Consider the following 26,382-nt stretch of genomic DNA (forward strand, 5'->3'; position numbering starts at 1 on the left):
CGGCATTCGGGGTGCGACCACCGGTGGTGCGGTCGATCGGACTCACCGTCGAGTCTCCTTCGCGTTCATGGGGAGTCGCGGATCGATCGGCATATCCGCCCAGGTGCCGCGCAGCCACGTCTGCGCCGGGTCATCGCTGATCCGCCAGGCCCGCTCCGGTCCAGGACCGGCCATGATGTTCAGGTAGTACATGTGATAGCCGGGCGCGGCGATGGACGGTCCGTGGTAGCCGTGCGGCACCAGCACCACATCGCCGTCGCGGACCTCTTCGAGCACATCGATCGGCCGCTCGGCGGTTCCGTACACGCGGTGGTAGCCGAAGCCGGGCGAATCATCGGCACCACGGGCGAATTCGAAGTAGTAGATCTCCTCGAGCGGGGTCTCCGTATCGGAGAGCTCATCGTGTTTGTGCGCCGGATACGACGACCAGTTGCCGCTAGGAGTGATCACCTCGCACGCGATGATCGAGTCGGCCTCGAAAGCGTCCGCGGTCGCGAAATTGTGCACCTGGCGGCTGCAATTGCCCGCACCGCGCAACTCGACCGCCACCTCGGCGGCAGGCACGTAGCGCGACGGCAGCTGCCGCTGGGCGTGGGCGCCACCGAGCGCGAATCGTCCACCGCCGGTACTGGTTACGGTGTAGGAGTGGTCCCGTCCGATGTAGACGAAATCGGTCGGACCGTCGAAAACGCTGTCGCGCCCGGCCAATTCGTACGACTCGCCGGCGCTGGCCACGGTGCACGCACCGGAGAGCGGTACCACCACGATCTCATCGGATCGGCTGTGGGTTCGATGCGACTGTCCCGGTTCGAGTTCGATCACGTGCAGGCTGGTGTGATCCCACCCGGCCGCCTCCTGAGTGAGCGCCACCGTGTACGGCGCGCGGTAGGTTCGAGCGGCGGGCACGTAATGCTTACTGTGCATCGCGATCACCGCACCAGCGATACGGCCGTATCGACCGCACCCGCGACATTGCCGTCCGGCGGATAAAGCAGTGCCCGACCCACGATCAGACCCCGAACACCGGGCAACGCAAGAGCTTTCGCCCAGCGTGCGTAGGTTTCGTGGGGGCCGGTCTGCGGATCGCCGCCGAGCAGTAGGGTGGGCAGGGTGGTCGCGTCCATGACCCGCTCCATCTCCGCGACGACGGGCAGTTTCAACCAGGTGTAGGCCGAGGTGGAGCCCAATCCCTGCGCCAAATGCACGCTCTTGATGACCGCATCGGGTGACAGATCGTTGACCACCTTGGTCCCCGGCCCGTCGGGCCGGCGCGATATGAACGGCTCGAGCATCGCGGCCATGCCGAGTGCGGCTAGTTCATCGATGGCGGCGGCGCTCGCGGTCATCATCGACAGGGTGCCCGGATCGCTGAGATCGAACCGGTTGAGCATCTTGGCGCCATTGAGTCCGGCGGTGGCGGTCGCCCGCGCGGTATATCCTGTCATCCGGTCGTCGAGCTCGAAATCCGCGCCCGCGATGCCACCGCGGTTCATCGAGCTGAAGACGACCTTGTCCTCGAGTGCGCCGAGCAGCAGCAGGTCCTCGATGATGTCCGCGGTGCCGAGCACCCCGTCTACGCCGGGCCGGGCCAATGCCGTGACCAGCCGGTCCAGCAGTTCCTTGCGGTTGTTCATGGCGATGGGATTGCCGGAAGCGGACAGTGCGCCGCGGGCTGGATGATCGGCGGCGATGATCATCAACCGGCCGTCACCGCGTACCAGACCGCGGCGGGTCCGCGTGGCGAAGGCCCTGGCGATGGCGCCGGGATCGGCCGCACGCAACTCGGTCAGTTCGGCATAGGACCGCACTCCCACCGTCGGCGGTGCCAGTGTGGTTTCGGGCCCGCCCGTCAACGAATCGTTGCGCGACGCTACCTTCATTCTTGGACCTTTCCGGTCAGTGACAGCGCGACGAGATCGTCGATTTCGGCGCTGGTCGGCATGGCGGTGGAGCATTCGAGCCGCCCGGCCACAATGGCCCCGGCGGCATTGGCGCGGCGCAGGATGGTCTCCAGATCCCATCCGGCCAGCAGCCCGTGACACAGGCTGCCTCCGAAGGCATCACCCGCGCCGAGGCCGTTGACCACCTCGACGGTGGCCGGTGGCACCACGACCGATTCGTGGCGGGTCTTACCGAGCACACCGTCCGGGCCCTGTTTGACGATGGCCAGTTCGACACCCAGATCCAATAGCGCGTCGGCGGCGCGCTGTGGATCGGTCTCGTCGACGGCGATGCGACACTCCTCGCGATTGCCGACCGCCACCGTCACCCGGGGCAGTGCCTCGCGCACCTGTGCGCGGGCCTGGTTCTCCTCGGCCCAGAACATCGGTCGGTAGTCCAGATCGAGTACGGTCAGCGGCCGCCGTTCCCGGATCGACCAGGCATCGAAATGCGCTGTACGAGAAGGTTCTCGGGACAAGCCGGTGACCGTCGACCAGTAGACGCCCGCACCGCGGATGAGGTCGGGGTCCACCTGGCCGGCGGTGATCTGCAGGTCTGGCGCGCTGGGGCGGCGGTAGAAGTACAGCGGGAAATCGTCCGGTGGGAAGATTTCGCAGAAGGTCACCGGTGTAGGCAGTCGTTCGCTGGTCTGCAAGAGGGCATCCGATACGCCGAGCCGGAGCAGTTCGCGCCGCACGTACCGGCCGAAGGGATCGGCGCCGACGCCGGACCACAGCGCGGTGCGCCGGCCGAGCCGCGCCGCCGCGACGGCCACATTGGCGGCGCTGCCACCGAGGAACTTGCCGAAGGTGTCGACATCTTCCAGCCCCACTCCGGATTGGAGCGGATAGATGTCGACGCCGACCCGACCGGTCGACACGACCTCGAATTGTGCGTTCACAGACTGACTCCAGATTGGTCCTAGGGGACGGGCGGTGCCGCGTATCCAGACTGTGCGCCCCGTCATACCCTCTTGTCAAGACTTTGTCAGGACATACTGACTTACGGACATATGTAACCAAGCCGGCTCGAAGTGATTTACAGTGGACGAAACGGCGCTCACCTGCGCCCGCTCGCCCCGAGGAGCCTACGATGCCAGCGCCACTGGATGTCGCGATCGACCGCACGAGCCCGGTCCCGCTGTATTTCCAACTGGCGCAAGGCATCGAGAACGCGATCCTGGAAGGTCGGCTCGCCCCGGGGGATCGCCTCGAGAACGAGCTCGACCTCGCCAAACGGCTCAATCTGTCGCGGCCGACGACGCGCCAGGCAATCCAGGCGCTGGTCGATAAGGGGCTGTTGCTGCGCAGGCGTGGGGTGGGCACCCAGGTGGTGCAGAATCAGGTGCATCGCCCGGTCGAATTGACCAGTCTGTACGACGACCTGCTCACCGCGGGCCAGGAACCGACCACCGAACTGCTCGACTACCAACTCGGCGCCCCGGATCCCGATATCGCCAAGGAACTCGGCGTACCAGAGGACGCCCGCTTCGTGACCTTCCGCAGGCTACGCCGGGCCGGGAGCGAGCCGCTGGCCGTCATGACCAATTACGTGCCCGCCGAATTCGCGCCCGCACCCGACCAACTCGAACTGCACGGATTCTATGAATGCCTGCGGGCCAAGGGAATTCATATCGCGCTTGCGCGGCAGCGGATCGGTGCGCGCAGTGCCACCCGGGCCGAGGCACAACTGCTGGACGAGCGCACGAATGCGCCGTTGCTGACCATGCAGCGGGTCGCCTTCGACGATTCCGGGCGTCCGATCGAAATGGGTAGGCATGTGTACCGGGCCTCGCGGCATTTCTTCGATACCACGGTGCTGAGTCGCTGACCTGCCAAAACTGCTGATCTGCGCCGTCCTGTCAGCGGTCAATTTGTCCGAACATACGGACATACTCTGACAGGCCATGCTGGCTTCGACCGCACCGCCGTGAGAACTGCATCGCCGCGGAGACGCGAAGACTATCGCGGACCGGCGCGCCAAAGCCTTAGGCGCCACCGGCTTCCTGCTGTGGATGGTGAACTTCCTGGTCGGCTTCTTCTTCCTGCAATTCGTGCACTGGTTCGGCATCTCGTCCACCTTCTTCATATTCTTCGTCTTCGGTTGCGGCGCTTTGGTATTCGTCCGGCTGCTACTGCCCGAAACCAAGGGGCGGACACTGGAATCGCTGGAGCACGAATTCTGCCACCGCTATGGTGACGCGCAGACGACTCGATCGGATTCCCGACCTGGCTCGAATCCGTTTCCGTGAACTGACCTCAGTCAGCGCGGTTGGCGCGGATTCGGGCCAGCACCGCGCGCAGCGGTGTCACGTGGATGCCACGTTCGGCCAGGTGTCTGCGGGTCTTCAGACGGGTGATCAGCACACCGGCGATGGCGATCAGCCAGATCGGATATTGGACCAGCCAGGCCAGGCGAAACGACGAGAAGCCGTATCCGCCCGCGTGGTCGAGCACGATGCCCATGGTCTCGATGACCAGCAAGGTCGCCAGGAAGCCGCCGATATTCACCATGCCCTGTGCGGTGCCGAGCACGGTGTTCGGGTTGAACATGCGGGCGTAGTCGAATCCGATCATCGAACCCGGACCGCCGACCGAGATGACCACGACCAGCAGCACCAGCAGCCAGATCGGCGCGGGTTCGTCGCGTATCAGCACCACTGTCCAGACCGTGGCGTTGGCGCACATGATGGTCAGCACCAGCCACGATCGGCGCAGTGGATAGCGGGCACTGAGGACGCCGAGTATCGGTCCGGCGGCGATCGCCGCCCCCACCGAAACCGTCAGCAGCAGACCCGCACTGGACTGCGACAACCGTTGTGCCGAAATGAGATACGGGACACCCCACATCAATGCGAAGGTGGTGATGGAGAACTGGGTGCCCATATGGGTGAAGAAGCCGAGTCGGGTGCCGGGATGCGTCCACACCGCGCGGATCTGGGCACCCACCTCGCGCAGTCCGGCCGGTTTATCGATCGTGGTCTCGCCGGGTGGTTTGTCCCGGATCAGCGCCGCCGCCAGGACCGCGAACAGTACGCCCAGCGCCGCGGCGCAAAGATATGCGGGTGGCCAGCCCGCGGCGCGCAGCACCGCCAGAAACGGTAGGGCCGAGAGCACTTGGCCGAACTGCCCGAGTATGCCGGTGAGTTGGGAGATCAGCGGCACTCGCCGCGGTGCGAACCAGTGTGGAACCAGCCGCAATACCGAAATGAAGGTGAACGCGTCGCCGGTGCCGACCAGCACCCGGCCCGCAATCGCCAACGGCAGCAATTCCGTGGAAGCCAGCACGCCCTGCCCGAGCGCCATGATCGCGGCACCGGCGACGATCATCGCCCGCGAGCCGAACCGATCGAGCATCAACCCCGCCGGAATCTGCATCCCCGCATACACGATGACCTGCAACACAACGAATCCGGACAAGGTCGCGGGACCCGCATGGAACCGCTCGGCCGCAGCCAAACCGGAGACACCGAATGATGTGCGCTGCAATACCGCGATCATGTACGCGGCAACACCGACACCCCAAATCCAATAAGCCCGTGTCGTGTGCACCCTACGCAGCGTAGTTCCCGCTATCCGCTGTCGGGAGGCGCGCCAGGCTTGACCGGCAAGCTCAGCAGTGAGCTGCTACTGCTGCGGAGCCGGATCGCTTTCCGCGTTGGGTGCGCCGACTCGGGTTTCGGAGCGGCTCGACATGTGCACGAGGATCAGTCCCACGGCGGCGATCAGGAAGTTCTGCAGTGCGGCCGACGAGGCATTCACCTGTTTGTTCGCCCACATCCGGAACCATTCCCCGCCGATGGTGAGGAACCCGCCGAGGAACAGCAGCACCGCCATGGTCCAGCCGATACTCGACAACTTCGCCGCCACCGCGATCCTGGCCGAGTTCCGGCCGATCAGTGCCCGCCAACCCGTTACCGCCGCGGCGAGCAGCACAAGGCCGACCAGATACTCCCAGATCACGATCAGGATGTAGGCGATGAGCAGGACTGTGCTGTTGGTGACGGCGCGCCAGTCGGTACCGGAGTGGTGGATCGTGGCCTGCATCGACAGCACCGCTTGCACACCGCGCCGGTTGGTATCGGTGTCGATGCAATTGGTGACCGCGACGATCAGATAGTACAAGCTGGTGATCGATGCCAGGACCGTCACAGCCGCTTCCCGGCTCCCGGCCACATCGAGGAACCGCTTACCACTCAGACCCATATCCGCCACCTCGGTCGACCGGCACGAGAAACGGCCGCATGTTGTTCGAAGGACCGCCCGGCCATCGTACTTCACTCTGCGTGCTTCGAAATGCTTTGTTTCCCAGAGGGTTCGACACGCCGTCGATTGCCCATGGCCGAGAATCTCGCCGCCGCTGCGAGTCCGGCGGCGTGGTTGCTGCGCTTCGCCAGGTGGCCAACTCGTCGCAACCAGGTGCCCGAACCGACGAAAGCACGGCGGCGGACGTCGAGTCCATCGCCGTGCTGACGACTATCGGGATATGGTGGGCCGCAGTGGATTACTGACCGGGCTGGCACTGCGGCGGCGGGCCCTGCGGGTGGTCGCCGGGCGGCGGGCCGTCCGGGTGGTCGCCGGGCGGCGGGCCCTGGTGGTCGCCGGGCGGCGGGCCATCCGGGTGATCGCCGGGCGGCGGGCCCTGCGGGTGATCGCCAGGAGGCTGGCACTGCTGTCCGGGCACCGGTCCCTGCGGCCCGTCGGCGCTCGCCACACCGGCTCCGATACCGAGCATGCCGAGCGCGACGGCACCGGCCGCCGCGGTCACTGCCAGCTTCGATGTGAAACTCATCTGCGTTCCTCCTGTTGTCGGATCAGATCCGAAACCGTCGGCCCGCTTCGCCGGACCGACCCGAGAATCGTTGAGCCCCAACATTTGTCCATCGTTGGCGGAAGTTAAGCGCCAGCTGTGAACCGATCAGTTGCCGATTCGGCCCGGCCTGCCCGCTCCGGACATACCGTCGCCCGGTTGTCCTAGGCCACCGCCTGCCTGGCCGGGTCCGCCACTCGGCTGGCCTGGTGCGCCGTTCATCCCGCCCGGTCCGCCGTTCATCCCGCCCGGTGTGCTGGCGTTGCCTTCGATGATCGAGATCGCGGTGGCCGTGCCATCGGTCTTGGTGGCGCGGATGCTCACCGTATCCCCGGCCTGCACCGTCGACGCGCTGGTCGTGCCGGAGATGGTGTAGGTCTGGGTGTAGTTGTCACTGCTGGTGGCGGTGATGGAGGTGGCGCTCACGGCGGTGACGGTGCCGGTTTGGGTCAGCTCGGTCGTGTAGCCGCCATTGCCGTCGGCGACGACGAACTCTCCGTGCAGCGCCGCGGGCATCATGGCATTGCCGGAACCGGGGCCGCCCGCTTGACCGGACCGACCCGAGGCGCCGTTCATCGACATACCGGGACCGCCCTGGCCGTGGCTGTCATTCGAATCGGCCGACGACGCTGCGTAGATGGCGCCACCGCCCGCCGCGGCGATCGCCCCGGCGATCCCGATCGCGGCCAGGGTCTTCTTGGTGGACCAAGTGCCCGCCGGCTCGGGCTGTGGTGCGCCCCAGACCGTGTCGGGTTCCGATGGCGGCTGCTGAGTGGGGTGGCTCATGGTATCGACTGCTCCTCGCGGTGCGGACCGGATAACTGCTTGGATCCGACCTTGGTCCGCCTACCTTGGCGTCGGCTGTGTGCGAGTTCTGGATCCGCTGGGTACCCGCTCACAGCTGATACATAGATTCGGCACAGTTACCCCCCAGCATGCGCGGTCATGGTAGGACGATGTCCGCGATGAGCGCCGGGAACGGCCCGGCCGAACGAGTAGTCATGCGCCGTGCCGACGGCAGCCCCATCACCGTGCTGGTGGTCGACGACGAGCCCGTACTGGCCGACATGATGTCGATGGCCCTGCGGTACGAGGGGTGGGAGGTCACCACCGCGGGCGATGGTCGTACGGCCGTCGCCAAGGCGCGCGACGCCCGCCCGGATGTGGTGGTGCTCGATGTGATGCTGCCCGATATGACGGGGCTCGAGGTGCTGCGCAAGCTGCGCGCACACCAGCCGTATCTGCCGGTGCTGTTGCTGACCGCCAAGGATTCGGTCGAGGACCGCATCGCCGGGCTGACCGCGGGCGGCGACGACTATGTCACCAAACCCTTCAGCATCGAAGAGGTGGTGTTGCGGCTGCGTTCGCTGCTGCGCCGCACCGGCGTGGCCACCGAGGACAGCGGTGCGCAGCTGGTGGTCGGCGATCTGGTGCTCGACGAGGACAGCCACGAGGTCACCCGGGCCGGTGAGCTGATCGTGCTGACCTCCACCGAATTCGAACTGCTGCGATTCTTCATGCGCAATCCCAAGCGGGTATTGAGTAAGGCGCAGATCCTGGATCGGGTCTGGAGCTACGACTTCGGCGGCCGGTCCAACATCGTCGAGCTGTATGTGTCGTATCTGCGTAAGAAGATCGACAGTGGACGGGCACCGATGATTCACACTCTGCGCGGGGCCGGATATGTCCTCAAGCCCGCGGCCTGAGGTGCCGCGTCGGGTGCTGAAGCCACGGCGCTGGTCGCTGCGGGCGCGCCTGCTGGTCGGGCAGGTGCTGTTACTGGTAGTCGTGGTCGTCGGAATCGGCGCCGCGACCGAATTCGCATTGCAGCAGTTCCTGGTGCACCAACTGGACACCGAACTGATCGATGTGCAGAAGCGTTCACTCGGCGATGTCGGCGGCGGACCGAGTCTCGGGCCACGCCCCAGCGGCCAGCCGTCGATGCCGCCACCACCCCCGCCACCATCGAGCGGCGGTCCGGGACCGGACTTCCTCGACCGGCGCGGCATCCAGGCCGACACGATCGGCGCCATCGTCGACGAGGACAGCGTCACCAAGGCGGGGCGGATCAGTGCGGACGGGACCCAGCATGCGCTCTCGCATGCCGCACAACAGCAACTCGTCGCGGTAGCGGCCAACGGGAAGCCGGTCAGTGTCGATCTCGACGGTCAGGGCCGCTATCGGGTGGTCGCGGATAAGACGTGGTCGGGCGAGACCGTTGTCACCGGTATGCCGTTGACAGCCGTCGATGCCACGCTGCTGCGCGTCCTATTGATCTTGGGGATCGTCACCGCGATCGTGTCGATCATCGCGATCACGGTGGGTATCTGGCTCATCCGGCACGCGCTCGCGCCGTTGGATCGAGTCGCGACGACCGCAGCACGGGTGGCCGATCTCGAACTGGATCGCGGCGAAGTCGTACTGCCCGTGCGAGTGCCGGCCGCGGACGCCGATCCGCGGACCGAGGTCGGGCAGCTCGGATCGGCGGTCAACCGGATGCTCGATCACATCACCAGCGCATTGTCGGCGCGTCATGACAGCGAGACCCGGGTCCGGCAATTCCTCGCCGATGCCAGTCACGAACTGCGCACACCACTGGCCGCCATTCGCGGCTATGCCGAACTGGCGCAACGCAAACGGGCCGAGGTGCCCGATGAGGTGGCCTATGCGATGGGCCGGGTGCACTCCGAATCCCGTCGGATGACCGGTCTGGTCGAGGACATGCTGCTGCTCGCGCGGTTGGATTCCGGGCGTGGGCTGGAACACGAGCCGGTGGATCTGACCCAGCTCACGGTGGACGCGGTGAGCGACGCGCATATCGCCGGTCCCGAACACCGCTGGGATCTGGAACTGCCCGACGAGCCGGTGGTGACCACGGGTGACGCGGCCCGGTTGCATCAGGTGCTCGCCAACCTGCTGACCAACGCGCGCGTCCACACCGGGCCCGGCACCACGGTGCTCACCTCGCTGGAGTTCGATGGCGACGGCGCGGCGGTGTGGCGGGTCACCGACGACGGTCCCGGCATCCCGGAAACCCTGCAGCCGATGGTGTTTCAGCGGTTCGCACGCGGTGACTCGTCGCGCTCGCGACGGGCGGGCAGCACCGGTCTCGGACTGGCGATCGTCGCCGCGGTCGTCAAGGCACACGGCGGCGAAATCTCGGTGGACAGTACGCCCGGCCGCACCGAATTCACCGTGCGGCTGCCCGGTGCCACCGCGGCGAACTGAGCCGCGCCACACAGCGAACTCACAGTTACGGCAAAGCCTGCGACCACATCGGGCCGCGACGATCGAAGCATGACAACAACATTGCTGGGAGCTCCTGCCGCCGCGGCGGTCGAGCCGTCGGATGGGCGGCCATCCGGGCGCGGCCCGCTGTGGCGGTGGGTATCGCTCACGGTGCTGCTGATCGCGACAGCACTGCTGTATCTGTGGAATCTCGGTGCCAGCGGCTGGGCCAACGACTTCTACGCCGCCGCGGTGCAGGCCGGATCACAGAGCTGGAAGGCGATGTTGTTCGGTTCCAGTGATGCGGCCAATGCGATCACCGTGGACAAGACCCCCGCCGCACTGTGGGTGATGGATATTTCGGCACGGTTGTTCGGCTTCAACTCGTGGAGTCTGCTGGTGCCGCAGGCGCTGGAGGGTGTCGCGGCGGTCGCGGTGCTGTACGCGGCGGTGCGGCGCGTCAGCGGCCACTGGGCTGGGATACTCGCCGGTGCGGTGCTGGCGCTGACACCGGCGGCGACGCTGATGTTCCGATTCGACAATCCGGACGCGCTGCTGGTGCTGCTGCTCACCGTCGCGGCCTATTGCGTGCTGCGTGCCATCGAAAAGGACAGCGGCGCCTGGTGGTTGCCGCTGGCCGGTGTCGCGGTCGGCTTCGGCTTCCTGGCCAAGATGTTGCAGGCATTTCTGGTACTGCCCGCCTTCGCACTGGTGTATCTGCTCGCCGCGCATGCGCCCCTGCGCACCCGGATCGTTCGATCGGTCGCGGCCGTACTCGCGCTGGTGGTGTCCGCGGGCTGGTATCTGGCTCTGGTCGAGTTCTGGCCCGCGTCGTCGCGGCCCTATATCGGTGGGTCCCAGCACAACAGCGTGCTCGAACTCGCATTGGGCTACAACGGTTTCGGTCGGTTGACCGGTAACGAGACCGGTGGCCTCGGGAACTTGAATTCCGATGTCGGCTGGGCCCGTTTGTTCGGCTCTGAAATGGGCGGTCAGATCGCCTGGCTGCTGCCCGCGGCATTGATCCTCGGCGGCGCCGGACTGTGGTTCACCCGCCGGGCCCCGCGCACCGATCCGGCCAGGGCGGCACTGCTGCTGTGGCTGGGCTGGCTGATTGTCACCGGCACGGTGTTCAGCTACGCCAACGGCATCCTGCACCCGTACTACACGGTGGCCCTGGCACCAGCGATAGCGGGCGCCATCGGGGTCGGCGCGAGCCTATTGTGGCAGCGCCGTAACGATATTCGGGCGACGGCGGTGCTGTCCGGCGCGCTGGTGGTGACCGTCGTGCTGGCCTGCGTCCTGCTCGCCCGCACCCGGGACTGGCTGCCGTGGCTCGGTCCGGTGGTCGCGATCGCCGGTGTCGGATCGGCGGCATTGCTGCTGGTCATCGGGCGGTTGCCGAGGGCCGTCGCGGCCGGTGTCGTCGCGGTCGCCGTTGCCGTCGGCTTGGCCGCACCCGGTGCGTATGCGTTGGCCACCGCGGCGACTACGCACAGCGGTGCGATCCCGTCCGCGGGACCTGCCGGTGCCGGCCGGTCCTTCCCGGGCGGCGGGCGACCCGGCGTTGGCACCGGTGCGCCGGGTGGCATCAGCGGAGTTGCGGGTGCGTCGGGTGGTACCGGCACAGGTGCGGGTGCGTCGGGTAGCGCCGATGGTGGCACGGCTACGCCGGGTCGTACCGCCAGTGGTGCGGGTGCGCCGGGTGCTACCGACGGGAGTGCGGGTACGTCGGGTCGTACCGACGGAGGTTCGGGTGTGCCGGGCGGCACCAACGGTGGCGCGGGTGGCGGTGCCCCGATGGGTGGGATGTTCGGCAGCGTCAGGCCGGGCGCGAACCTGGCCGCCGCACTGAGCGCCGACGCCGATGACTACACCTGGGTCGCGGCCGTCGTCGGCTCCAGCAATGCCGCCGGGTACCAGCTGGCCACCGGTGATCCGGTCATGGCGCTCGGCGGCTTCAACGGCACCGACCCGGCGCCGACACTGTCGCAGTTCGAAGACTATGTGGCCCAACACAAGATCCACTACTTCATCAGCGCCCAGATCATGGGCGGGATGCGCGGATCCGCGAGCGGCGGCAGTCAGGCCGCCAGTGAAATCGCGGCCTGGGTCGAGGCCAACTTCACCGCCCAGACGATCGACGGCGTCACGGTCTACGACCTCACCGCCACCCACTGACCATGAGTACACGAAGGGACTCGATATGACCATGACCGAAGCGTCGCCCGTGCGGCCCGCCCGACCAGCGGGTCCGCGGCATGCGGACACGCGACCGAAACGATCGACTCGATGGCTGTTCGGCCCGCCCGATCAGCCACGGTGGGCGCGCCCCGGGTTGTGGACACTGCTGGCGGCCACCGCCGTCCTCTACCTGTGGGGACTCAGTAAATCCGGTTGGGCCAACGACTTCTACGCGGCCGCGGTCCAAGCGGGCACGCAGAGCTGGAAGGCACTGCTGTTCGGTTCGCTGGATTCGGGTAACGCCATCACCGTGGATAAACCGCCCGCATCGCTGTGGGTAATGGGCTTGTCCGGCCGGCTGCTCGGCTTCAGTTCGTTCTCGATGCTGTTGCCGCAGGCACTGATGGGCGTGGCATCGGTGGGTCTGGTGTACGCCGCGGTGCGCCGGTGGAGTGGCCCGGCCGCCGGATTGCTGGCGGGCGCGGTGCTCGCCGTGACTCCCGTTGCGGCACTGATGTTCCGGTTCAACAATCCGGACGCCCTGCTGATCCTGCTGCTCGTAGTCGCGGCGTACTGCACGGTCCGCGCCACCGAGCGGGGCAGCGGGCGCTGGCTCGCATTGTCGGGTGTGGCAGTGGGATTCGGCTTTCTCACCAAGATGATGCAGGCCTTCCTGGTACTGCCCGCGCTCGGGCTGGTGTTCCTGGTCGCCGCACCGATCGGTTTCTGGCGTCGGATCGCCAAGCTGCTCGGCGCCTTTGTCGCCATGGTGATCTCCGGTGGTTGGTTCGTTGCCCTGGTCAGCCTGTGGCCGAGTGACTCGCGCCCGTACATCGGCGGGTCGACCGACAACAGCCTGCTCGATCTCGCGCTCGGCTATAACGGTCTCGGCCGTGTCCTCGGCGGCGAGGGCAACGGCGGCGGTGGCGGCCCTGGCGGTGGCGGTGGCAACACCGGCTTCGGTGGCAACACCGGGATCACCCGATTGTTCGGCGATTCGATGGGCACCGAAATCTCCTGGCTGCTGCCTGCGGCCTTGATCGGCTTGGTGGCAGGTCTGTGGTTTACCCGCCGCACACCGCGGACCGGCCGCACCCGTGCGGGCCTGATGCTGTGGGGCGGTTGGCTGGTCGTGACCGGTGTCGTATTCAGCTACATGCAGGGCACCATGCATCCGTACTACACCGTCGCCCTGGCCCCGGCGATCGCGGCGCTGGTCGGTATCGCGGTGGTCGAACTGTGGCGCGGCCGCCACTTCGTCACGGCGCGTATCGCACTCGCGGCCATGGCCGCTTCGACCGGTATCTGGAACTTCATCCTGCTCGATCGCACACCCGACTGGTACCCCGCGCTGCGCTGGATCGTGCTGATCGGTTCGATCATTGTCGCGGCCATCGTCGCGGTCGGTGCACACCAGCTCGGCAGGTTCACCGCCATCGTGGCCATCGCCGGGCTGCTGTTCGGCCTCGCGGGGACCACCGCATACGCGATCGAGACCGCGGCGACGGCGCATTCCGGTTCCATTCCGACCTCCGGCCCGGCCGTCGCGGGCAAGGGAATGGGCATGGGCGGACCGGGTGGCGGCGGGGGAGCGGCTCCCGATGGTTCCGGCGAATCAGAAACCGCCGCACCGTCATTCGACGGTGCGCCACCCGGACAAACGGGCACCGAGCAGACGGGCACCGAACAGCAGGGGACCGAACAGTCGGGCACCGAACAGTCGGGCACCGACGCGACCGCCAACCGTGACGGCGGCGGACCGGGCGGCTCGAATTCGTCCAATACCGATCTGCAGGAGTTGGTGCGCAATACCGACAGCCGTTGGGCCGCGGCGGCGGTGGGCTCGCAGTCGGTGAGTGGCCTCGAATTGTCCACCGGCGCTTCGATTATGGCGATCGGCGGCTTCACCGGCAGCGACAACTCGCCGACGCTGGCGCAATTCCAGCAGTACGTCGCCAACGGCGATATCGCCTACTTCATCGCGGGTGGTGGCATGGGCGGTGGCCCCGGCAGCGGATCCGATAGCAGCGCGAGCCAGATCACCGCATGGGTCAAGGCGCACTACACCGCGATCACGGTCGGCGGCACCACGGTCTACGACCTGAGCAAACCCATCTCCTGACCCGCCCCGACCGAGGCGCGCCTGCCCCGGGCAGGCGCGCCATTCGGTGTTCCCGCGCTCTGGTCAGGGGCTATGAAAGATGTTGAAAACGGGCCGGCTCCAGCGACATTGCGCGTGTATCATACATGATGCGTGTAATATGCATGACTGGGGTGTGGCGCATGCCCTGTGTGATACACATGCGTCATTGGTGACGCGCGCATCGGCAGAAGGGTCGGGATGGACAAGCCCACGGATTTGATCGAGTTCGAGACCATGCTGCTCGGGCGGTACAGCCTGGCGTCTCGGCGTGGTGCCAGCCGCATGGACCGTAGCGCGTACACCCTGCTCAACCGACTGCACGGCGAAGGGCCGATGTCCATCGGTCAGCTCAGCGACGCGCTGGGGTTGGAGGCGTCGACGCTGCGTCGGCAGACCGCCGCGATGATGCGCTCGGGCCTGATCGAGCGGATCCCGGACCCTGAAGGCGGCATGGCTCGACTGTTCCGCATCACCCCCGAGGGCGGCAGCCGACTCGACTCCGACCGTACGCAAAGCGTCCGCGATCTGGACACCATCCTCGCCGACTGGACACCCGACGACGTCGCCACCTTCGCCGCCTATCTCGAACGTTTCAACACCGATATCGAGCGCTACCACGGCCGTCCGTGGCCGCGGCATTCCACTGTCAACCCCTGATCACGCCGCCCGCAGGCGCTCGCGGATCCGGTACTTCTGTACCTTCCCGCTCGGGGTGCGCGGAAAGTCCTCGACCACCACGAGCTGTTCCGGCCATTTCTGCTTGGCCAGCCCCGCCGCGGCGAAATGCGCTTGCAGATCCGCGAGCGTCGGCGCGTCCGATCCCGGATGCAGCCGCACCACCGCGGCCACATGCTCGCCGAGCCGGATGTCGGGCGCGGCGACGGCGACGGCCTCGGCGACGGCGGGCATGGTCAGCAGGACTTCCTCGACCTCGAGCGCGCTGATGTTCTCGCCGCCGCGGATGATCAGGTCGGAGGTGCGGTCGGTAATGGTGAGGAATCCGTCCTCGTCGAGCGTGCCGATATCGCCGGTGTGATACCAGCCGTCGTCGTCGAATACCTTCGCGGTGAGCGCCTCGTCGGTGTAGCCGAGACACAGATCCGGTCCGCGACTGAGGATTTCGCCGTCCTCGGTGAGCCGGATTTCGATGCCGGGCTGTGGATCGCCGTCGGTATAGAGCCGCTTGCCCTCCGGGGCGGTGCAGTCGGAGGCGGTGATCGAGGGGTGTTCGGTGCTGCCGTAGGAGCGATAGACGATGAGGCCGAGCTCGGTCAGCCGCTCGGTGACCGAACTCGGCACCGAGGCGCCGCCCATGCCCGCGTACTTCATGTGCAGCAGATGTTCCGCGGTGAAGCCGGGGTGGTCGACCAGGCTGGTCAGGTAGTACGGCACACCCCCCGCGACGGTGATTCCGTAGGTGGTCATCAGGGTCAGGATCTGTTCCGGATTCCAGGTGTCGACGAGATTGACCGCGATGCCGTCGCGGATCGGGATGAGAAAGGCATTGAGCATGCCGATGAAATGGCCGACCGGTGCGGCGGTGATCTGGGGCCCGAGGTCGGCCGGATAGTGCTCGGCCAGCTGGCGGGTCTCGCAGCCGAGCGTTTGATGACTGTGGATCACGCCCTTGGGTGCGCGGGTGGTGCCCGAGGTGAAGGCGATCAGCGCCGGACCGGCCGGGTCGACCTCGGCGACTCCGCTGAAGGGCTCCGCTTCGAGCAGATCGTCGAAGCCGTGCCCGACAACGCCGACGATCGGCACATCCGCGTAGACGGCCGGGTCGTAGGTGATCGAACCGAATCGGTCGGTGGTGACGAAGACGCGCGGACGCACCGCGCCCACTATGTAGCCGACCTCGCGCGGGCCGTAGATGTGCACGATCGGAACCACGACCGCACCGAGAAAGGTTGCGGCCCAGAAGGTCGCGGCCGCCTCCATCCAATTGGGCAGCTGGAAGGCCACCACATCACCGGGACCGACACCACGTTTGTGCAGGCCCTTGGCCAGTCGACGGGCGACCAGTTCGACATCGCGGAAGGTTCCGGTATACGGCCGGACCGCCGAATGCACGCGGAACCGGGCCTCGGGTGCCGCGGCCAGGCCGCGGGCCAGCAGGTCGCCGAGGGAATCGCGGGTCCACCACCCTTCGTCTTCGTACCGTTTGACCAGTTCGGCTGGGATTGTGCGCATATGGACTCCAAATACCCGGCGCGCGGGCACGAGTCGGCCACACCCGCGGCGCTGTCGGGTGGTTATCGGATGGGTGTCGGGGCTGTCGCTGCGGATATATTATTCTCCAAGAAGTAGAATGCCAATATCACGATTGGAGAACTCGCCATGGTGGAGCTCGAGCTGAGTGACGGGCTCGCGATCGTGACCATTGATCGCCCGCAGGCACGTAATGCCATCGCGCCGGAGACGATGGATCAGCTCGAGAAGGCACTCGATGCGGCCGAGGGGGCGCGGGCGCTGGCTATCCGTGGCGCCGGGGACAAGGCCTTCGTCTCGGGCGGAGATCTCAAGCAGCTCAGCGCGATTCGTACCCTCGAGGGGGCCGCGGAGATGGCCTGGCGGATGCGCGGCATCTGCGATCGCATCGCGGCCTTTCCCGCCCCGGTGATCGCCGCGCTGAACGGCCACGCCTTCGGTGGTGGAGCCGAAGTCGCGGTCGCCGCGGATATTCGGGTCGCCGCCGACGACATCAAGATCGCGTTCAACCAGGTCGCGCTGGCGATCATGCCGGCCTGGGGCGGTGCCGAGCGGCTCGGCGCGCTGGTCGGTCGGAGCCGTGCGCTGCTGCTGGCGGGTGCGGGAACCGTGCTCGACGCCGCCGAGGCCGAACGCCTCGGTCTGGTGGACCGGGTGCTGCCCCGGGCGTCGTTCGAGCAGGGTTGGCTGGCGCTGGCTCGATCGCTGGCCACTGCCTCCGCTGGTGAGGTCAAGCGCGTGCTGTCCGGGGTTTCCGCGGACGACGCGGTGAATGCCTTTGCGCGGCTATGGGTTTCCGACGAACACTGGGCGGCGGCGGATAAGGCGCTGAACCGGTCGCGGTGATCGGCGGCTACGATCCCGGCGCGATCGTGTAGATCGCGCCGAATTCCGCGATGAAGTCGAAGGTCGCGGCGGCCTCGCCCGTGCGACAGGAGACGACGATCCAGTCGACACCGGCCTTGGCAAGCGCCGCGAAGGCTTCCCGGTGCCGGTCGGCATCGACGGCTGGGGTGCCGATGCTCGCATCCGGGTAGGAGTACACCAGATCGATATGGTCGGTCCGGTCCGCGTCCTGGGCCGCCGATCGCACCTCGGCCATCTTCGTGGCGAGCTGGTCGAGCGTGCCGAGTTCCGGTGTGCGTGCGGTGCTGCTCAGCTCCGCGCCGCCGGTCATCGGAATCCAGCCCTGAGCGCGCGCCGCGACCCGACGGCGGCTCAGCTTCGAATTGCCGCCGATCCAGATCGGGATCGGATTCTGCACCGGCCGCGGCCGGGCGATCACATCGCGGGCGCTGAAGTGGCGGCCCTGGTAGCTGAACGGTTCGCCGCTCCAATGCAGCGGCAGTACCTCCAGGGCCTCGTCGAACAGTGCGTTGCGTTCATCGAAATCGACTCCGAGAGCATGGAATTCGCTCTTCTGATAGCCCGTGCCCATACCGATGATCGCGCGCCCACCCGACAGCTTGTCCAGCGTCGCCGCCGACTTCGCCAGCAGGAACGGATTGCGGTAGGGCAGGACCGCGAGATAGGTGATCAGGCGCAGGCGTTCGGTGACACCGGCGACGTAGCCGAGTGCGACGAACGGATCGAGCGTCTGATGTCCGCCGGAAGCCAGCCACCGCGCGCCCGGAATCGGATGCTCGCTCAGGGATAGTCCGTCGAATCCGGATCGCTCGGCCGCGACCGCCACCTCACGCAGGGCGCCGACGTCGAGCATGTCACCGTCGTACCCGGTGGTCTCGGGGTAGTGCAGGATGAATCGCATCGTGGGTGGTCCTCCCTGTGCCCTGCGGTCGGTGTGTGCGGTGGGTGCGTGTTCGCGACCGAAGGGCCGCCGCGAGAATTGCCATTCCAGCAAATGAGAACCGTACTCTCCGGAGTTGGCTACCCGCAAGGGGCTACCCGCGGTTCGGGTCCCAGCGCTGCTCGGCCAAGAACGTCGCGGGCCAACTGCCGGATGCGGTCAGTCGTGCCGTTTCCTCGCGCAGGATGTCGCCGATCCGAACGGCGAATTCGCGGGGGAGCGCCAATTGCGATGACGCGGCAACGCCGAGGTGTTGCGTCGGCGTCGGTTCACGCAATGGTGCGTAGCACAGGCGGTCGGCGGCAATTTCCTTGCTACATGCGGAAAGTGGTAGTACCCCGAAGGCGAGACCCGATTCGATGAGGTCGATGGCGACCGGTAGCGAGTCGGTGGCGAATCTGGAGTGAATTCTGAGTTTCAGTCGCAGCGCCGTGTTCTCGACCGTGCTGCCGATCCCGGTGTGCGAGCTGGGCAGCACGAGCGGCCGGGTGACGAGTTCGGTGAAGGTCATCGCGTGGCTCGGTGACAGCCCGGATTCGGGTCCGCCGACGACCACCAGATCCTCCAGCAGCAGATCACGGCAGAACAGGCGATCATCGGTCACCGGATTGATCACCGCGGTATCGATCGCGCCCTTGAGCATGCCTTCGACGAGCTGATCCGTACCGGCAACTGTCACATGGAAACTCACCCTCGGGAACGCCGCGCCGAGGCTCGCCAGCAGTGGTCCGGCCAGCGTGGGAGCGGCGGTCGGCAGGATGCCGAAGTGCAGGCCGCGCTCGACTCGTGCCAGCGGTGACCCGATGTACTGGACCGCGAGTTCGAGCTGTCGCAGCGGCCCGGCCGTGGTCGCGCGCAACCGTTCGCCCTCCTCGGTGAGCTCGACGCCACGGGCGGTCCGGCGGAAGAGGGTGACGCCCAGATCCTGCTCGAGCATGCGCACCTGACGGCTCAGCGCTGGTTGGGCAATGCCGAGGACGGTCGCGGCCTGCGTCATCGAGCCTTCGTCGGCAATGCGCAGGAAGTACTTGAGCCGGTGGGTGTCCATCGAGAGCGAATCCTACGCAAGCCATAACAATCCGATATGGCAGAACGCCGAAATCCGTATTGGATCGCGAAAAGGGCGCGGTCATACGCTTGCCGAACACAGGCGCAGTCGCGAAGCGATGCCTTGTTGATCTGGATGCGCTCCAATGGCGGAGCGGTGAGAGGAGATCCCATGGACCCCCGAGAGCAGGATGTGGCCGAGGTGATGGGCTTCGACCGGTTGCCCACGCACATCGTCGACAAGCGGGTGGCCGACCTATTGGATCTGAGCGGCAAGAAGGCGATCGTGACCGGTGCCGGCGGCGACGGTCTCGGGCAGGCGATCGCCAACCGACTCGGTGGCTGTGGTGCGGACGTCGCGCTGATCGGGCGCACCTTCGAGAAGGTGGAACGCCGGGCGAAGGAGGTCGAACAGCGTTGGGGCGTCAAGGCCGTCCCGATCCTGGCCGATCTGTCCGATTGGGATCAGGTCCACCGTGCCGTGCGGGAGAGCCACGATGCGCTCGGCGGACTCGACATCATGGTCAACAACCCGGTCATGGTGCACGCCGGTCCGTTCGAGGCATTCACCAAGGCACAGATCGATATGACCGTGCACGGCAGCCTCACCATGTTGATGTATTGCGCGCATGCCGCTCTGGAATATCTGCTGCCGCAGGGTTCGGGGAAGATCATCAATATCGGCGCCGTCGGCGGTCGTATTCAACAGCGCGGTCTGGTCGTCTACAACTCCTGTAAGGCGGGCGTGGTCGGATTCACCCGTAATCTCGCGCACGAAATGGCGCCGCGGGGCGTCAATGTGCTCGGTGTCGCCCCGGGCATCATGATCAAACCCGATATGCGGCAGCGGATTCTCGATCCGCAAAGCGATCAGGATTTCGCCGCCCGCAATGCGATTATGGAAGCGATCACCACTCAGGTGCAGCTCGGGCGGGTCTCGTTGCCCGAGGAGGTCGCCAATATGGTTGCCTACCTGGCCTCCGAGGCGGCCGACTATATGTGTGGCCAGACCATCGATGTCGCCGGCGGGCAATGGATGAACTGAGATGGTTACCACCAATGATGTGCTGGAAGCCGCTGTCGCACAAGCGGGTTCGGACGATTTCGGTGACGACTCCTTCCGTGAGGGGCTCGGCATTCTGCTTGCCTCGTTGCGGAACGAAGCGCGACTGAACGCCACCGGCGAGAAGTTCTGCTACGACCGCATCGTCAAGCACCTGGGCCAGCGCCTGCAGGTGGAGGACTGGTACCGGCGGCATCCGGAGATCGACGAGGTGCCGATCGTCGCGCCGCTGATCGGATTGGGATTGCCGCGCACCGGATCCACGGCGCTGTCGCTGCTGTTGGCGCAGGACCCGGGGGTGCGATATCTGCGACGCTGGGAGTCGTCGCAACCGTGCCCGCCGCCTTCGACTGTGGTCGGCGTCGATCCGCGGATCCCCTCGGACAAGGGCGAGATGGTCGGGACGCGCCATCACGTGCCCGTCGACAAGCACGGGCCGATGGAATGCCATGAGCTGATGGCGCTCGACTTCAAATCGCATATCTTCCATTCGTTCGCCCAGATCCCGACCTATTCGACCTGGCTGGTCACCGACGCCGACCTCACCTCGACGTTCGCGTATCAGCGGCGGGTGATGAAGTTGTTGCAGTGGGGTGAGCCGACCAGGCCGTGGCGGCTCAAATGTCCCTCGCACGTCCTGTTTCTCGACCACCTGGACCGGGTGTTTCCCGATGCATGGTTCGTGATGACCCATCGCGATCCGACCGACGTGATCCTGTCGGTGGCCGAACTGTACGCGGATATCACCGGTCGGTTCACCGACCATATCGACCGGCCCTATATCGGCAGGCTCAATGTCGAGCATTGGACGTTGGGGATGGACCGCGCGCTGGAATTTCGCGCGGCCGGTGCCGAGGATCGGTTCTACGACATCGATTTCCGTGCCATGCAAGCGGATCCGGTCGGTGCGGTGCAGGGTCTGTACACCTGGCTGGGCGAACCCGTGACCGGCGAGTTCGAACGGCGGATGCACAGCTGGTGGACCGCGGCCGCGGCCGAACGCGAGCCCAGCCACAAGGCCGATCCCGTCGAGTTCGGCATCGATCTGGATCGGGTGCGCCCGGCTTTCGCGCGTTACGTCGAATGCGTCGCGCGCTGGACTGCGCACTGAAATACGCTGATACGAAAGGAATTTCCATGCCTGTGGAGCTGACCGGTGGCATCGATCCGGCACGCGAGTACGTGTTCGCGCAGCGCCCGGAGAATCCGGAGATGCGGGACTCGGTGAGTTTCTGGGTGTCCGGCGACCGCGGCGAACTCGGCCTGCCGCGCATCGGGATCGAGGCGGTGGGCGCCAACTGGGCGTCTCACGATATCCAGGTAAACGTCGCGTTCCCGGACGGGCGCGCATTCCGGTTGCGCGAAACAGCATCGGCCTTGCCTGCGGTGGGACCCGACGGGAAGCCCACGGTGCTCGGTGCGGGCGGGCTGCGGTTCGAATGCGTCGATCCGTTTCGCACCTGGGTCATGACCTACGCGGGAAAGGCCGTGCAGACCTCGTCTTTCGACCTCGCAGCCGGGAAGACCGACGGCCCGCTGGTCGATGTCGAGTTCCGGGTCGAGGCCACCATGGCGGTGCCGCCGTGGGTGCAAGGCGCCCTGCGCAACGACGCCGGTGACCGGCTGAAGAATTCGGTCGAGGGCGATCTCATGGGCGGACCCCGATATGAGCAACTGTTTCGCGCGACCGGCTCGGTGACCGTCGACGGTAGCGACCAGCGTTTCACCGGCAGCGGGCTGCGGATCCGCCGCCAGGGCGTGCGCCGTTTGGCCGAGTTCTGGGGGCACTGCTGGCAGTCGGCGGTTTTTCCCAGCGGAAAAGCCTTCGGCTATATGGCCTATCCGCCGAGGCCCGACGGAAAGCCTACGTTCAATGAGGGTTTCGTCTTTCTCGGCGATGGAGATCTCATCCCGGCGCGAGTGGTGCGGGCGCCGTGGCTGACCCGGTTGCAAGCACTCGGTGAGGACGTATCGCTCGTGCTGGAAACCGCCGATGGCACGGTGTCCATCGAGGGGGAGACGGTGGTCTCCACCCACGATGTCCACCACAACGACAAGACGTATTCGATCAAGTCGCTCAAACAGGAACAGTCCGACTTTCCGGCCGTTCAGCAGGCCGGCGTGCGGTACCGCTGGGACGGCGAACAGGCCTACGGCATGCTCGAGCGGTCGAATCCGCTCGACAAGATCGCGCGGGAATAGCCCGGGTGCTTTCGCGGCGACCGCTGTATGCAGCCCGGCGACCGCGAATCTTGGTAACCGGACAGAGAATTCGTGGAGAAGACACTATGCGTGGATTGCGTGAGAAGACTTTTATCGTCGCCGGTGGTGCGACCGGGATCGGCGCCGCGACGGCCGAGCGGCTGGCCGAGGAGGGGGCGTTCGTCACCGTCGGTGACATCAATATCGCCGGGGCGGAGGCGACAGCCGAGCGGATAGCACGGGCGGGCGGGCGGGCCATCGGCGTCGAATTCGATCTGTCGGACGACAAATCGGTCCAGGAGCTGGTCAACCGGACGATCACCGAATTCGGTGCCGTACACGGCTTGCACAACGTGGGCGCGGACCTCTCGCCCGGCAACCTGGGACGGGACAAGACCCTGTTGGAGACCGAGCTGGACGTCTGGCAGCGCACCCTGGATGTCAACCTGCTCGGCTATGTCCGCACCAGCCGTGCGGTGCTGCCGCATCTGCTGGAACAGGGTGGCGGCAGCATTGTCAACACCTCGTCGGGGACCTCGGTGGGCGGCGATCCGTCTCGGGTCGCCTATGGCGTGTCCAAGGCCGCGGTCAATCAGCTCACTCGGCACATCGCCATCAACTGGGGCAAGCGGGGCATTCGATCCAACGGCGTCATGCCGGGGCTGGTCATGGGGGAGACCGTGCGGAACCAGAACGATCTGGCACTGCAGGAGGCGTTCCTCGCCGCGGCCCGTACCACGCGCCTTGGTGAGCCGGGTGACCTGGCGGCCGTCGTGGCGTTCTTGCTGTCGGACGAGGCCGAATGGATCAACGGCCAGGTGTGGTTCATCGGCGGCGGCGCGCAACTGCGCAACTGAGCGAGGCCAGGTGCGGTCACAGGGAGAAGAGATGACCATTGCGGCACAACATGATTCCGATCACCCCGTGGGATTGACCCATCTGCAGCGGTTGGAAGCCGAAAGCATCCAAATCATGCGGGAAGCGGTCGCCCAGAGCGAACGGCCGGTGCTGCTGTACTCGGTAGGCAAAGACAGCTCGGTGCTACTGCACCTGGCGCGCAAGGCCTTCTACCCGTCGCGGCTGCCGTTTCCACTGCTACACGTGGATACGACCTGGAAATTCCGGGCCATGTACACCTTCCGGGACGAGGTCGCGGCAGCGGATGACCTGGACCTGATCGTGTACCAGAACCCGGAATGCCTTACCCGCGGCATCAACCCGTTCGACCACGGTTCCGCATTGCATACCGAGCTGTGGAAAACCGAGGGCCTGAAACAGGCCCTGGACAAATATCAATTCGATCTGGCCTTCGGTGGTGCGCGCCGCGACGAGGAGAAGACGCGGGCCAAGGAGCGAGTGTTCTCGCTGCGCTCCGCGCGGCATCGCTGGGATCCGAAGCGGCAGCGCCCGGAATTGTGGCGGTTGTACAACGCGCGCAAGCAGCCGGGGGAGAGTCTGCGGGTGTTCCCGCTGTCGAACTGGACCGAGCTGGACGTGTGGCAGTACATCATGCGCGAGCGGATCCCCATCGTGGATCTGTATTTCGCCGCATCCCGTCCGGTCGTCGAGCGCGACGGCGCACTGATCATGGTCGACGACGAGCGAATGCGGTTGCGGCACGGGGAAACTCCGGAACATCGGATGGTGCGGTTCCGCACGCTGGGCTGCTACCCGCTGTCCGGTGCGGTGGCGAGCACCGCGACCACCTTGCCGACCATCGTGCGGGAGATGCTGCTGACCACCAGCTCCGAGCGGCAGGGCCGGGTCATCGACCGCGACTCGACCGGCTCGATGGAGAAGAAAAAGCAGGAAGGGTACTTCTGATGGCGCACACCACAAACGATCTGGTCGCCACCGATATCGAGGAGTATCTGCACAGGCATGAACGCACATCGATGCTGCGGTTCATTACCTGCGGCAGCGTCGACGACGGTAAGTCCACGCTGATCGGGCGCCTGCTCTACGACTCCGAACTGGTGTTCTCCGATCAACTCGCCGAACTGGAGCGGGATTCGAAAACCCTTGGCACGCAGGGTGGTGACCTGGATTTCGCCTTGTTGGTCGACGGCCTGGCCGCCGAGCGTGAGCAGGGCATCACGATCGACGTCGCCTACCGGTTCTTCGCCACCGAAAAGCGCAAGTTCATCGTTGCCGACACCCCGGGCCATGAGCAGTACACCCGCAATATGGTCACCGGGGCATCGACCGCCGATCTGGCCGTGGTGCTCATCGACGCCCGCAAGGGTGTGCTGCCGCAGACCCGTCGCCACAGCTATCTGGTGTCACTGCTGGGTATTCGCCATATCGTGCTGGCGGTGAACAAGCTCGACCTGGTCGACTATTCGCGGCAGCGGTTCGACGAGATCGAAGCCGAGTACCGCGCATTCGGTGACAGTATCGGCCTCGGCGATATCGTCTGCATCCCGATGTCGGCGCTGCGCGGTGACAATATTCTGCAGGCCAGCCCGAATACCCCCTGGTACCCCGGCCCGAGCCTGCTCGGTCACCTGGAGACGGTCCAGGTCACCGACGAGCGCGAGCGCGGTCCGTTCCGGATGCCCGTGCAGTGGGTCAATCGCCCGGACCTCGATTTCCGGGGATTCTCCGGCCAGATCGCCGGTGGCACAGTGCATCCCGGCGACCAGGTGCGGGTGCTGCCGTCGGGGCGCGAGAGCACCGTGGCGCGGATCGTCACCGCCGACGGCGATCTCGCGACGGCGGTGGCCGATCAATCCGTCACCATCGTGCTCGCCGACGAAATCGACGTCAGCCGAGGCGATGTTCTGGCCGCCGCCGACAATGCGCCCGGCCTGGCCGATCAGTTCGAATGTCAGCTGGTCTGGATGAGCGAGGAGCGGATGCTGCCGGGGCGCACCTATCTGCTAGAGCTTGCCACCACCACGGCCGTGGCCCAGGTGGCGCAGCCGAAATACGCCGTCGATGTCAACACGCTCGAACATGTTGCCGCCCGCACGCTCGGATTGAACGAGATCGGTGTTGCCAATCTGCATCTGGATCGGCAGATCCCATTCGATCCGTATTCCGAGAACCGGGATATGGGCGCATTCATTCTCATCGACCGCTTCACTCAGGACACCGTCGCCGCCGGTATGCTGCGCTTCGCGCTGCGCCGCGCGAACAATATCCATTGGCAGTCGGTCGAAGTGGACAAGCAGGCGCGCGCTCGCGGCAAGGGGCAGCGACCGGCGGTCGTCTGGTTCACCGGATTGTCCGGGGCGGGCAAGTCGACCATCGCCAATCTGGTCGAAACGCGTTTGCATGAGCAGGGATTCCACACCTACCTGCTCGACGGTGACAATGTCCGGCACGGTCTCAATGCCGATCTGGGGTTCACCGATGCCGACCGCGTGGAGAATATCCGTCGCGTCGTCGAGGTCGCCCGGTTGCTCGCCGATGCCGGTCTCATCGTGCTGGCCTCGTTCATCGCGCCGTTCGCGGCCGAACGCCGACGGGCGCGCGAGCGTATCGGTGCCGAGGAGTTCTTCGAGGTGCACGTCGACGCGCCGCTGGAAGTGGTCGAAGCCCGCGACCGAAAAGGACTGTATGCCAAGGCCCGCCGCGGTGAACTGGTCAACTTCACGGGAATCGACTCACCGTATGAGACCCCGGTCGCACCGGACCTGCACCTGGATGCCAGCGGTACACAGACCCCCGAGGCACTTGCCGATAAAGTCATCGAGCGGCTGCGACAGGCGGGCGTTCTCGATCCCACCCTCCGACAGTAGAGAA

General features: G+C 66.1%; 24 protein-coding genes. 14 read left to right on the forward strand and 10 right to left on the reverse strand.

What is annotated here, in order from left to right; all coding sequences use genetic code 11:
• Nucleotides 1-42 precede the first annotated feature (42 nt).
• The 3 genes from iolB to iolC are packed head-to-tail and all read right to left on the reverse strand — an operon-like array spanning nt 43 to nt 2,842.
• Complete coding sequence (iolB, locus tag AB0L58_RS15095) at nt 43-924, reverse strand: 5-deoxy-glucuronate isomerase (protein ID WP_364386758.1); 882 nt, start codon at nt 922-924, stop codon at nt 43-45.
• Nucleotides 925-929: 5 nt separating this feature from the next.
• On the reverse strand, nt 930-1,880 hold the full coding sequence (locus AB0L58_RS15100; protein WP_364386760.1) for an aldolase: 951 nt from the start codon (nt 1,878-1,880) through the stop codon (nt 930-932).
• Nucleotides 1,877-2,842 carry a 5-dehydro-2-deoxygluconokinase gene (iolC, locus tag AB0L58_RS15105; protein WP_364386762.1) on the reverse strand — a complete coding sequence of 322 codons (966 nt, stop codon included), beginning with the start codon at nt 2,840-2,842 and terminating at the stop codon, nt 1,877-1,879. Before iolC ends, AB0L58_RS15100 begins: the two co-directional genes overlap by 4 nt.
• A 191-nt stretch (nt 2,843-3,033) precedes the next feature.
• Here iolC and AB0L58_RS15110 point away from each other — a divergent pair, with 191 nt between their 5' ends.
• Complete coding sequence (locus AB0L58_RS15110; protein WP_364386764.1) at nt 3,034-3,771, forward strand: GntR family transcriptional regulator; 738 nt, start codon at nt 3,034-3,036, stop codon at nt 3,769-3,771.
• Nucleotides 3,772-3,904: 133 nt separating this feature from the next.
• Nucleotides 3,905-4,192 (forward strand): MFS transporter, encoded by a 288-nt coding sequence (locus AB0L58_RS15115; RefSeq protein ID WP_364387564.1) that lies wholly within the window; start codon nt 3,905-3,907, stop codon nt 4,190-4,192.
• A gap of 7 nt (nt 4,193-4,199) precedes the next feature.
• Here AB0L58_RS15115 and AB0L58_RS15120 read toward each other — a convergent pair whose 3' ends face one another.
• The 4 genes from AB0L58_RS15120 to AB0L58_RS15135 form a co-directional block, all read right to left on the reverse strand.
• Nucleotides 4,200-5,441 carry an MFS transporter gene (locus AB0L58_RS15120; RefSeq protein ID WP_364387566.1) on the reverse strand — a complete coding sequence of 414 codons (1,242 nt, stop codon included), beginning with the start codon at nt 5,439-5,441 and terminating at the stop codon, nt 4,200-4,202.
• Nucleotides 5,442-5,567: 126 nt separating this feature from the next.
• Nucleotides 5,568-6,146 (reverse strand): DUF2165 domain-containing protein, encoded by a 579-nt coding sequence (locus tag AB0L58_RS15125; protein ID WP_364386766.1) that lies wholly within the window; start codon nt 6,144-6,146, stop codon nt 5,568-5,570.
• A 298-nt stretch (nt 6,147-6,444) separates the two neighbouring features.
• A complete protein-coding gene (locus AB0L58_RS15130) occupies nt 6,445-6,732 on the reverse strand; it encodes a hypothetical protein (RefSeq protein WP_364386768.1) in 288 nt (95 codons plus the stop codon).
• A 126-nt stretch (nt 6,733-6,858) separates the two neighbouring features.
• On the reverse strand, nt 6,859-7,536 hold the full coding sequence (locus AB0L58_RS15135; protein WP_364386770.1) for a hypothetical protein: 678 nt from the start codon (nt 7,534-7,536) through the stop codon (nt 6,859-6,861).
• 215 nt (nt 7,537-7,751) lie between these two features.
• On the opposite strand from AB0L58_RS15135, the gene AB0L58_RS15140 reads away from it, so the two are divergent.
• From AB0L58_RS15140 to AB0L58_RS15160, 5 genes are all read left to right on the forward strand, one after another.
• Entirely contained in the window at nt 7,752-8,456 is a 705-nt protein-coding gene (locus AB0L58_RS15140) for a response regulator transcription factor (RefSeq protein WP_364387568.1), read from the forward strand.
• Nucleotides 8,434-9,978: a HAMP domain-containing sensor histidine kinase gene (locus AB0L58_RS15145; protein WP_364386772.1), complete on the forward strand. Its 1,545-nt coding sequence runs from the start codon at nt 8,434-8,436 to the stop codon at nt 9,976-9,978. Before AB0L58_RS15140 ends, AB0L58_RS15145 begins: the two co-directional genes overlap by 23 nt.
• A 69-nt stretch (nt 9,979-10,047) precedes the next feature.
• Nucleotides 10,048-12,159, forward strand: coding sequence for a glycosyltransferase family 39 protein (locus tag AB0L58_RS15150; RefSeq protein ID WP_364386774.1), 2,112 nt, complete (start codon nt 10,048-10,050; stop codon nt 12,157-12,159).
• A 25-nt stretch (nt 12,160-12,184) separates the two neighbouring features.
• Nucleotides 12,185-14,284: a glycosyltransferase family 39 protein gene (locus tag AB0L58_RS15155; RefSeq protein WP_364386776.1), complete on the forward strand. Its 2,100-nt coding sequence runs from the start codon at nt 12,185-12,187 to the stop codon at nt 14,282-14,284.
• A 219-nt stretch (nt 14,285-14,503) separates the two neighbouring features.
• Entirely contained in the window at nt 14,504-14,962 is a 459-nt protein-coding gene (locus AB0L58_RS15160) for a MarR family transcriptional regulator (protein ID WP_364386778.1), read from the forward strand.
• Here the strand turns inward: AB0L58_RS15160 and AB0L58_RS15165 are convergent, their stop codons facing one another.
• Nucleotides 14,963-16,495 carry an AMP-binding protein gene (locus AB0L58_RS15165; RefSeq protein WP_364386780.1) on the reverse strand — a complete coding sequence of 511 codons (1,533 nt, stop codon included), beginning with the start codon at nt 16,493-16,495 and terminating at the stop codon, nt 14,963-14,965.
• Between the two features lie 147 nt (nt 16,496-16,642).
• Here AB0L58_RS15165 and AB0L58_RS15170 point away from each other — a divergent pair, with 147 nt between their 5' ends.
• Complete coding sequence (locus tag AB0L58_RS15170) at nt 16,643-17,359, forward strand: enoyl-CoA hydratase/isomerase family protein (RefSeq protein ID WP_364386782.1); 717 nt, start codon at nt 16,643-16,645, stop codon at nt 17,357-17,359.
• A 7-nt stretch (nt 17,360-17,366) separates the two neighbouring features.
• Here the strand turns inward: AB0L58_RS15170 and AB0L58_RS15175 are convergent, their stop codons facing one another.
• Together AB0L58_RS15175 and AB0L58_RS15180 are read right to left on the reverse strand one after the other, a co-directional pair.
• Nucleotides 17,367-18,281, reverse strand: a complete 915-nt coding sequence (locus AB0L58_RS15175; protein ID WP_364386784.1) for an LLM class F420-dependent oxidoreductase — start codon at nt 18,279-18,281, stop codon at nt 17,367-17,369.
• 133 nt (nt 18,282-18,414) lie between these two features.
• Nucleotides 18,415-19,368 carry a LysR family transcriptional regulator gene (locus tag AB0L58_RS15180; RefSeq protein ID WP_364386786.1) on the reverse strand — a complete coding sequence of 318 codons (954 nt, stop codon included), beginning with the start codon at nt 19,366-19,368 and terminating at the stop codon, nt 18,415-18,417.
• 171 nt (nt 19,369-19,539) lie between these two features.
• Between AB0L58_RS15180 and AB0L58_RS15185 the strand changes: the two genes are divergently transcribed.
• The 6 genes from AB0L58_RS15185 to cysN all read left to right on the forward strand — a co-directional run bounded on the left by AB0L58_RS15185 (nt 19,540) and on the right by cysN (nt 26,378).
• Complete coding sequence (locus AB0L58_RS15185) at nt 19,540-20,412, forward strand: SDR family NAD(P)-dependent oxidoreductase (protein WP_364386788.1); 873 nt, start codon at nt 19,540-19,542, stop codon at nt 20,410-20,412.
• A 1-nt stretch (nt 20,413) separates the two neighbouring features.
• Nucleotides 20,414-21,541 carry a sulfotransferase gene (locus tag AB0L58_RS15190; protein ID WP_364386790.1) on the forward strand — a complete coding sequence of 376 codons (1,128 nt, stop codon included), beginning with the start codon at nt 20,414-20,416 and terminating at the stop codon, nt 21,539-21,541.
• Nucleotides 21,542-21,567: 26 nt separating this feature from the next.
• Nucleotides 21,568-22,632 (forward strand): hypothetical protein, encoded by a 1,065-nt coding sequence (locus AB0L58_RS15195; protein ID WP_364386792.1) that lies wholly within the window; start codon nt 21,568-21,570, stop codon nt 22,630-22,632.
• A gap of 86 nt (nt 22,633-22,718) precedes the next feature.
• The gene (locus tag AB0L58_RS15200) at nt 22,719-23,489 is read left to right on the forward strand and encodes an SDR family oxidoreductase (protein ID WP_364386794.1); all 771 of its coding nucleotides are present in this window, start codon (nt 22,719-22,721) and stop codon (nt 23,487-23,489) included.
• 31 nt (nt 23,490-23,520) lie between these two features.
• Complete coding sequence (gene cysD, locus AB0L58_RS15205) at nt 23,521-24,456, forward strand: sulfate adenylyltransferase subunit CysD (protein WP_364386796.1); 936 nt, start codon at nt 23,521-23,523, stop codon at nt 24,454-24,456.
• Nucleotides 24,456-26,378 (forward strand): sulfate adenylyltransferase subunit CysN, encoded by a 1,923-nt coding sequence (cysN, locus tag AB0L58_RS15210; protein ID WP_364386798.1) that lies wholly within the window; start codon nt 24,456-24,458, stop codon nt 26,376-26,378. Before cysD ends, cysN begins: the two co-directional genes overlap by 1 nt.
• Nucleotides 26,379-26,382: the final 4 nt, after the last annotated feature.

Source organism: Nocardia sp. NPDC052112, assembly GCF_040680135.1.
In the GTDB taxonomy this organism is placed as follows: Bacteria; Actinomycetota; Actinomycetes; order Mycobacteriales; family Mycobacteriaceae; genus Nocardia.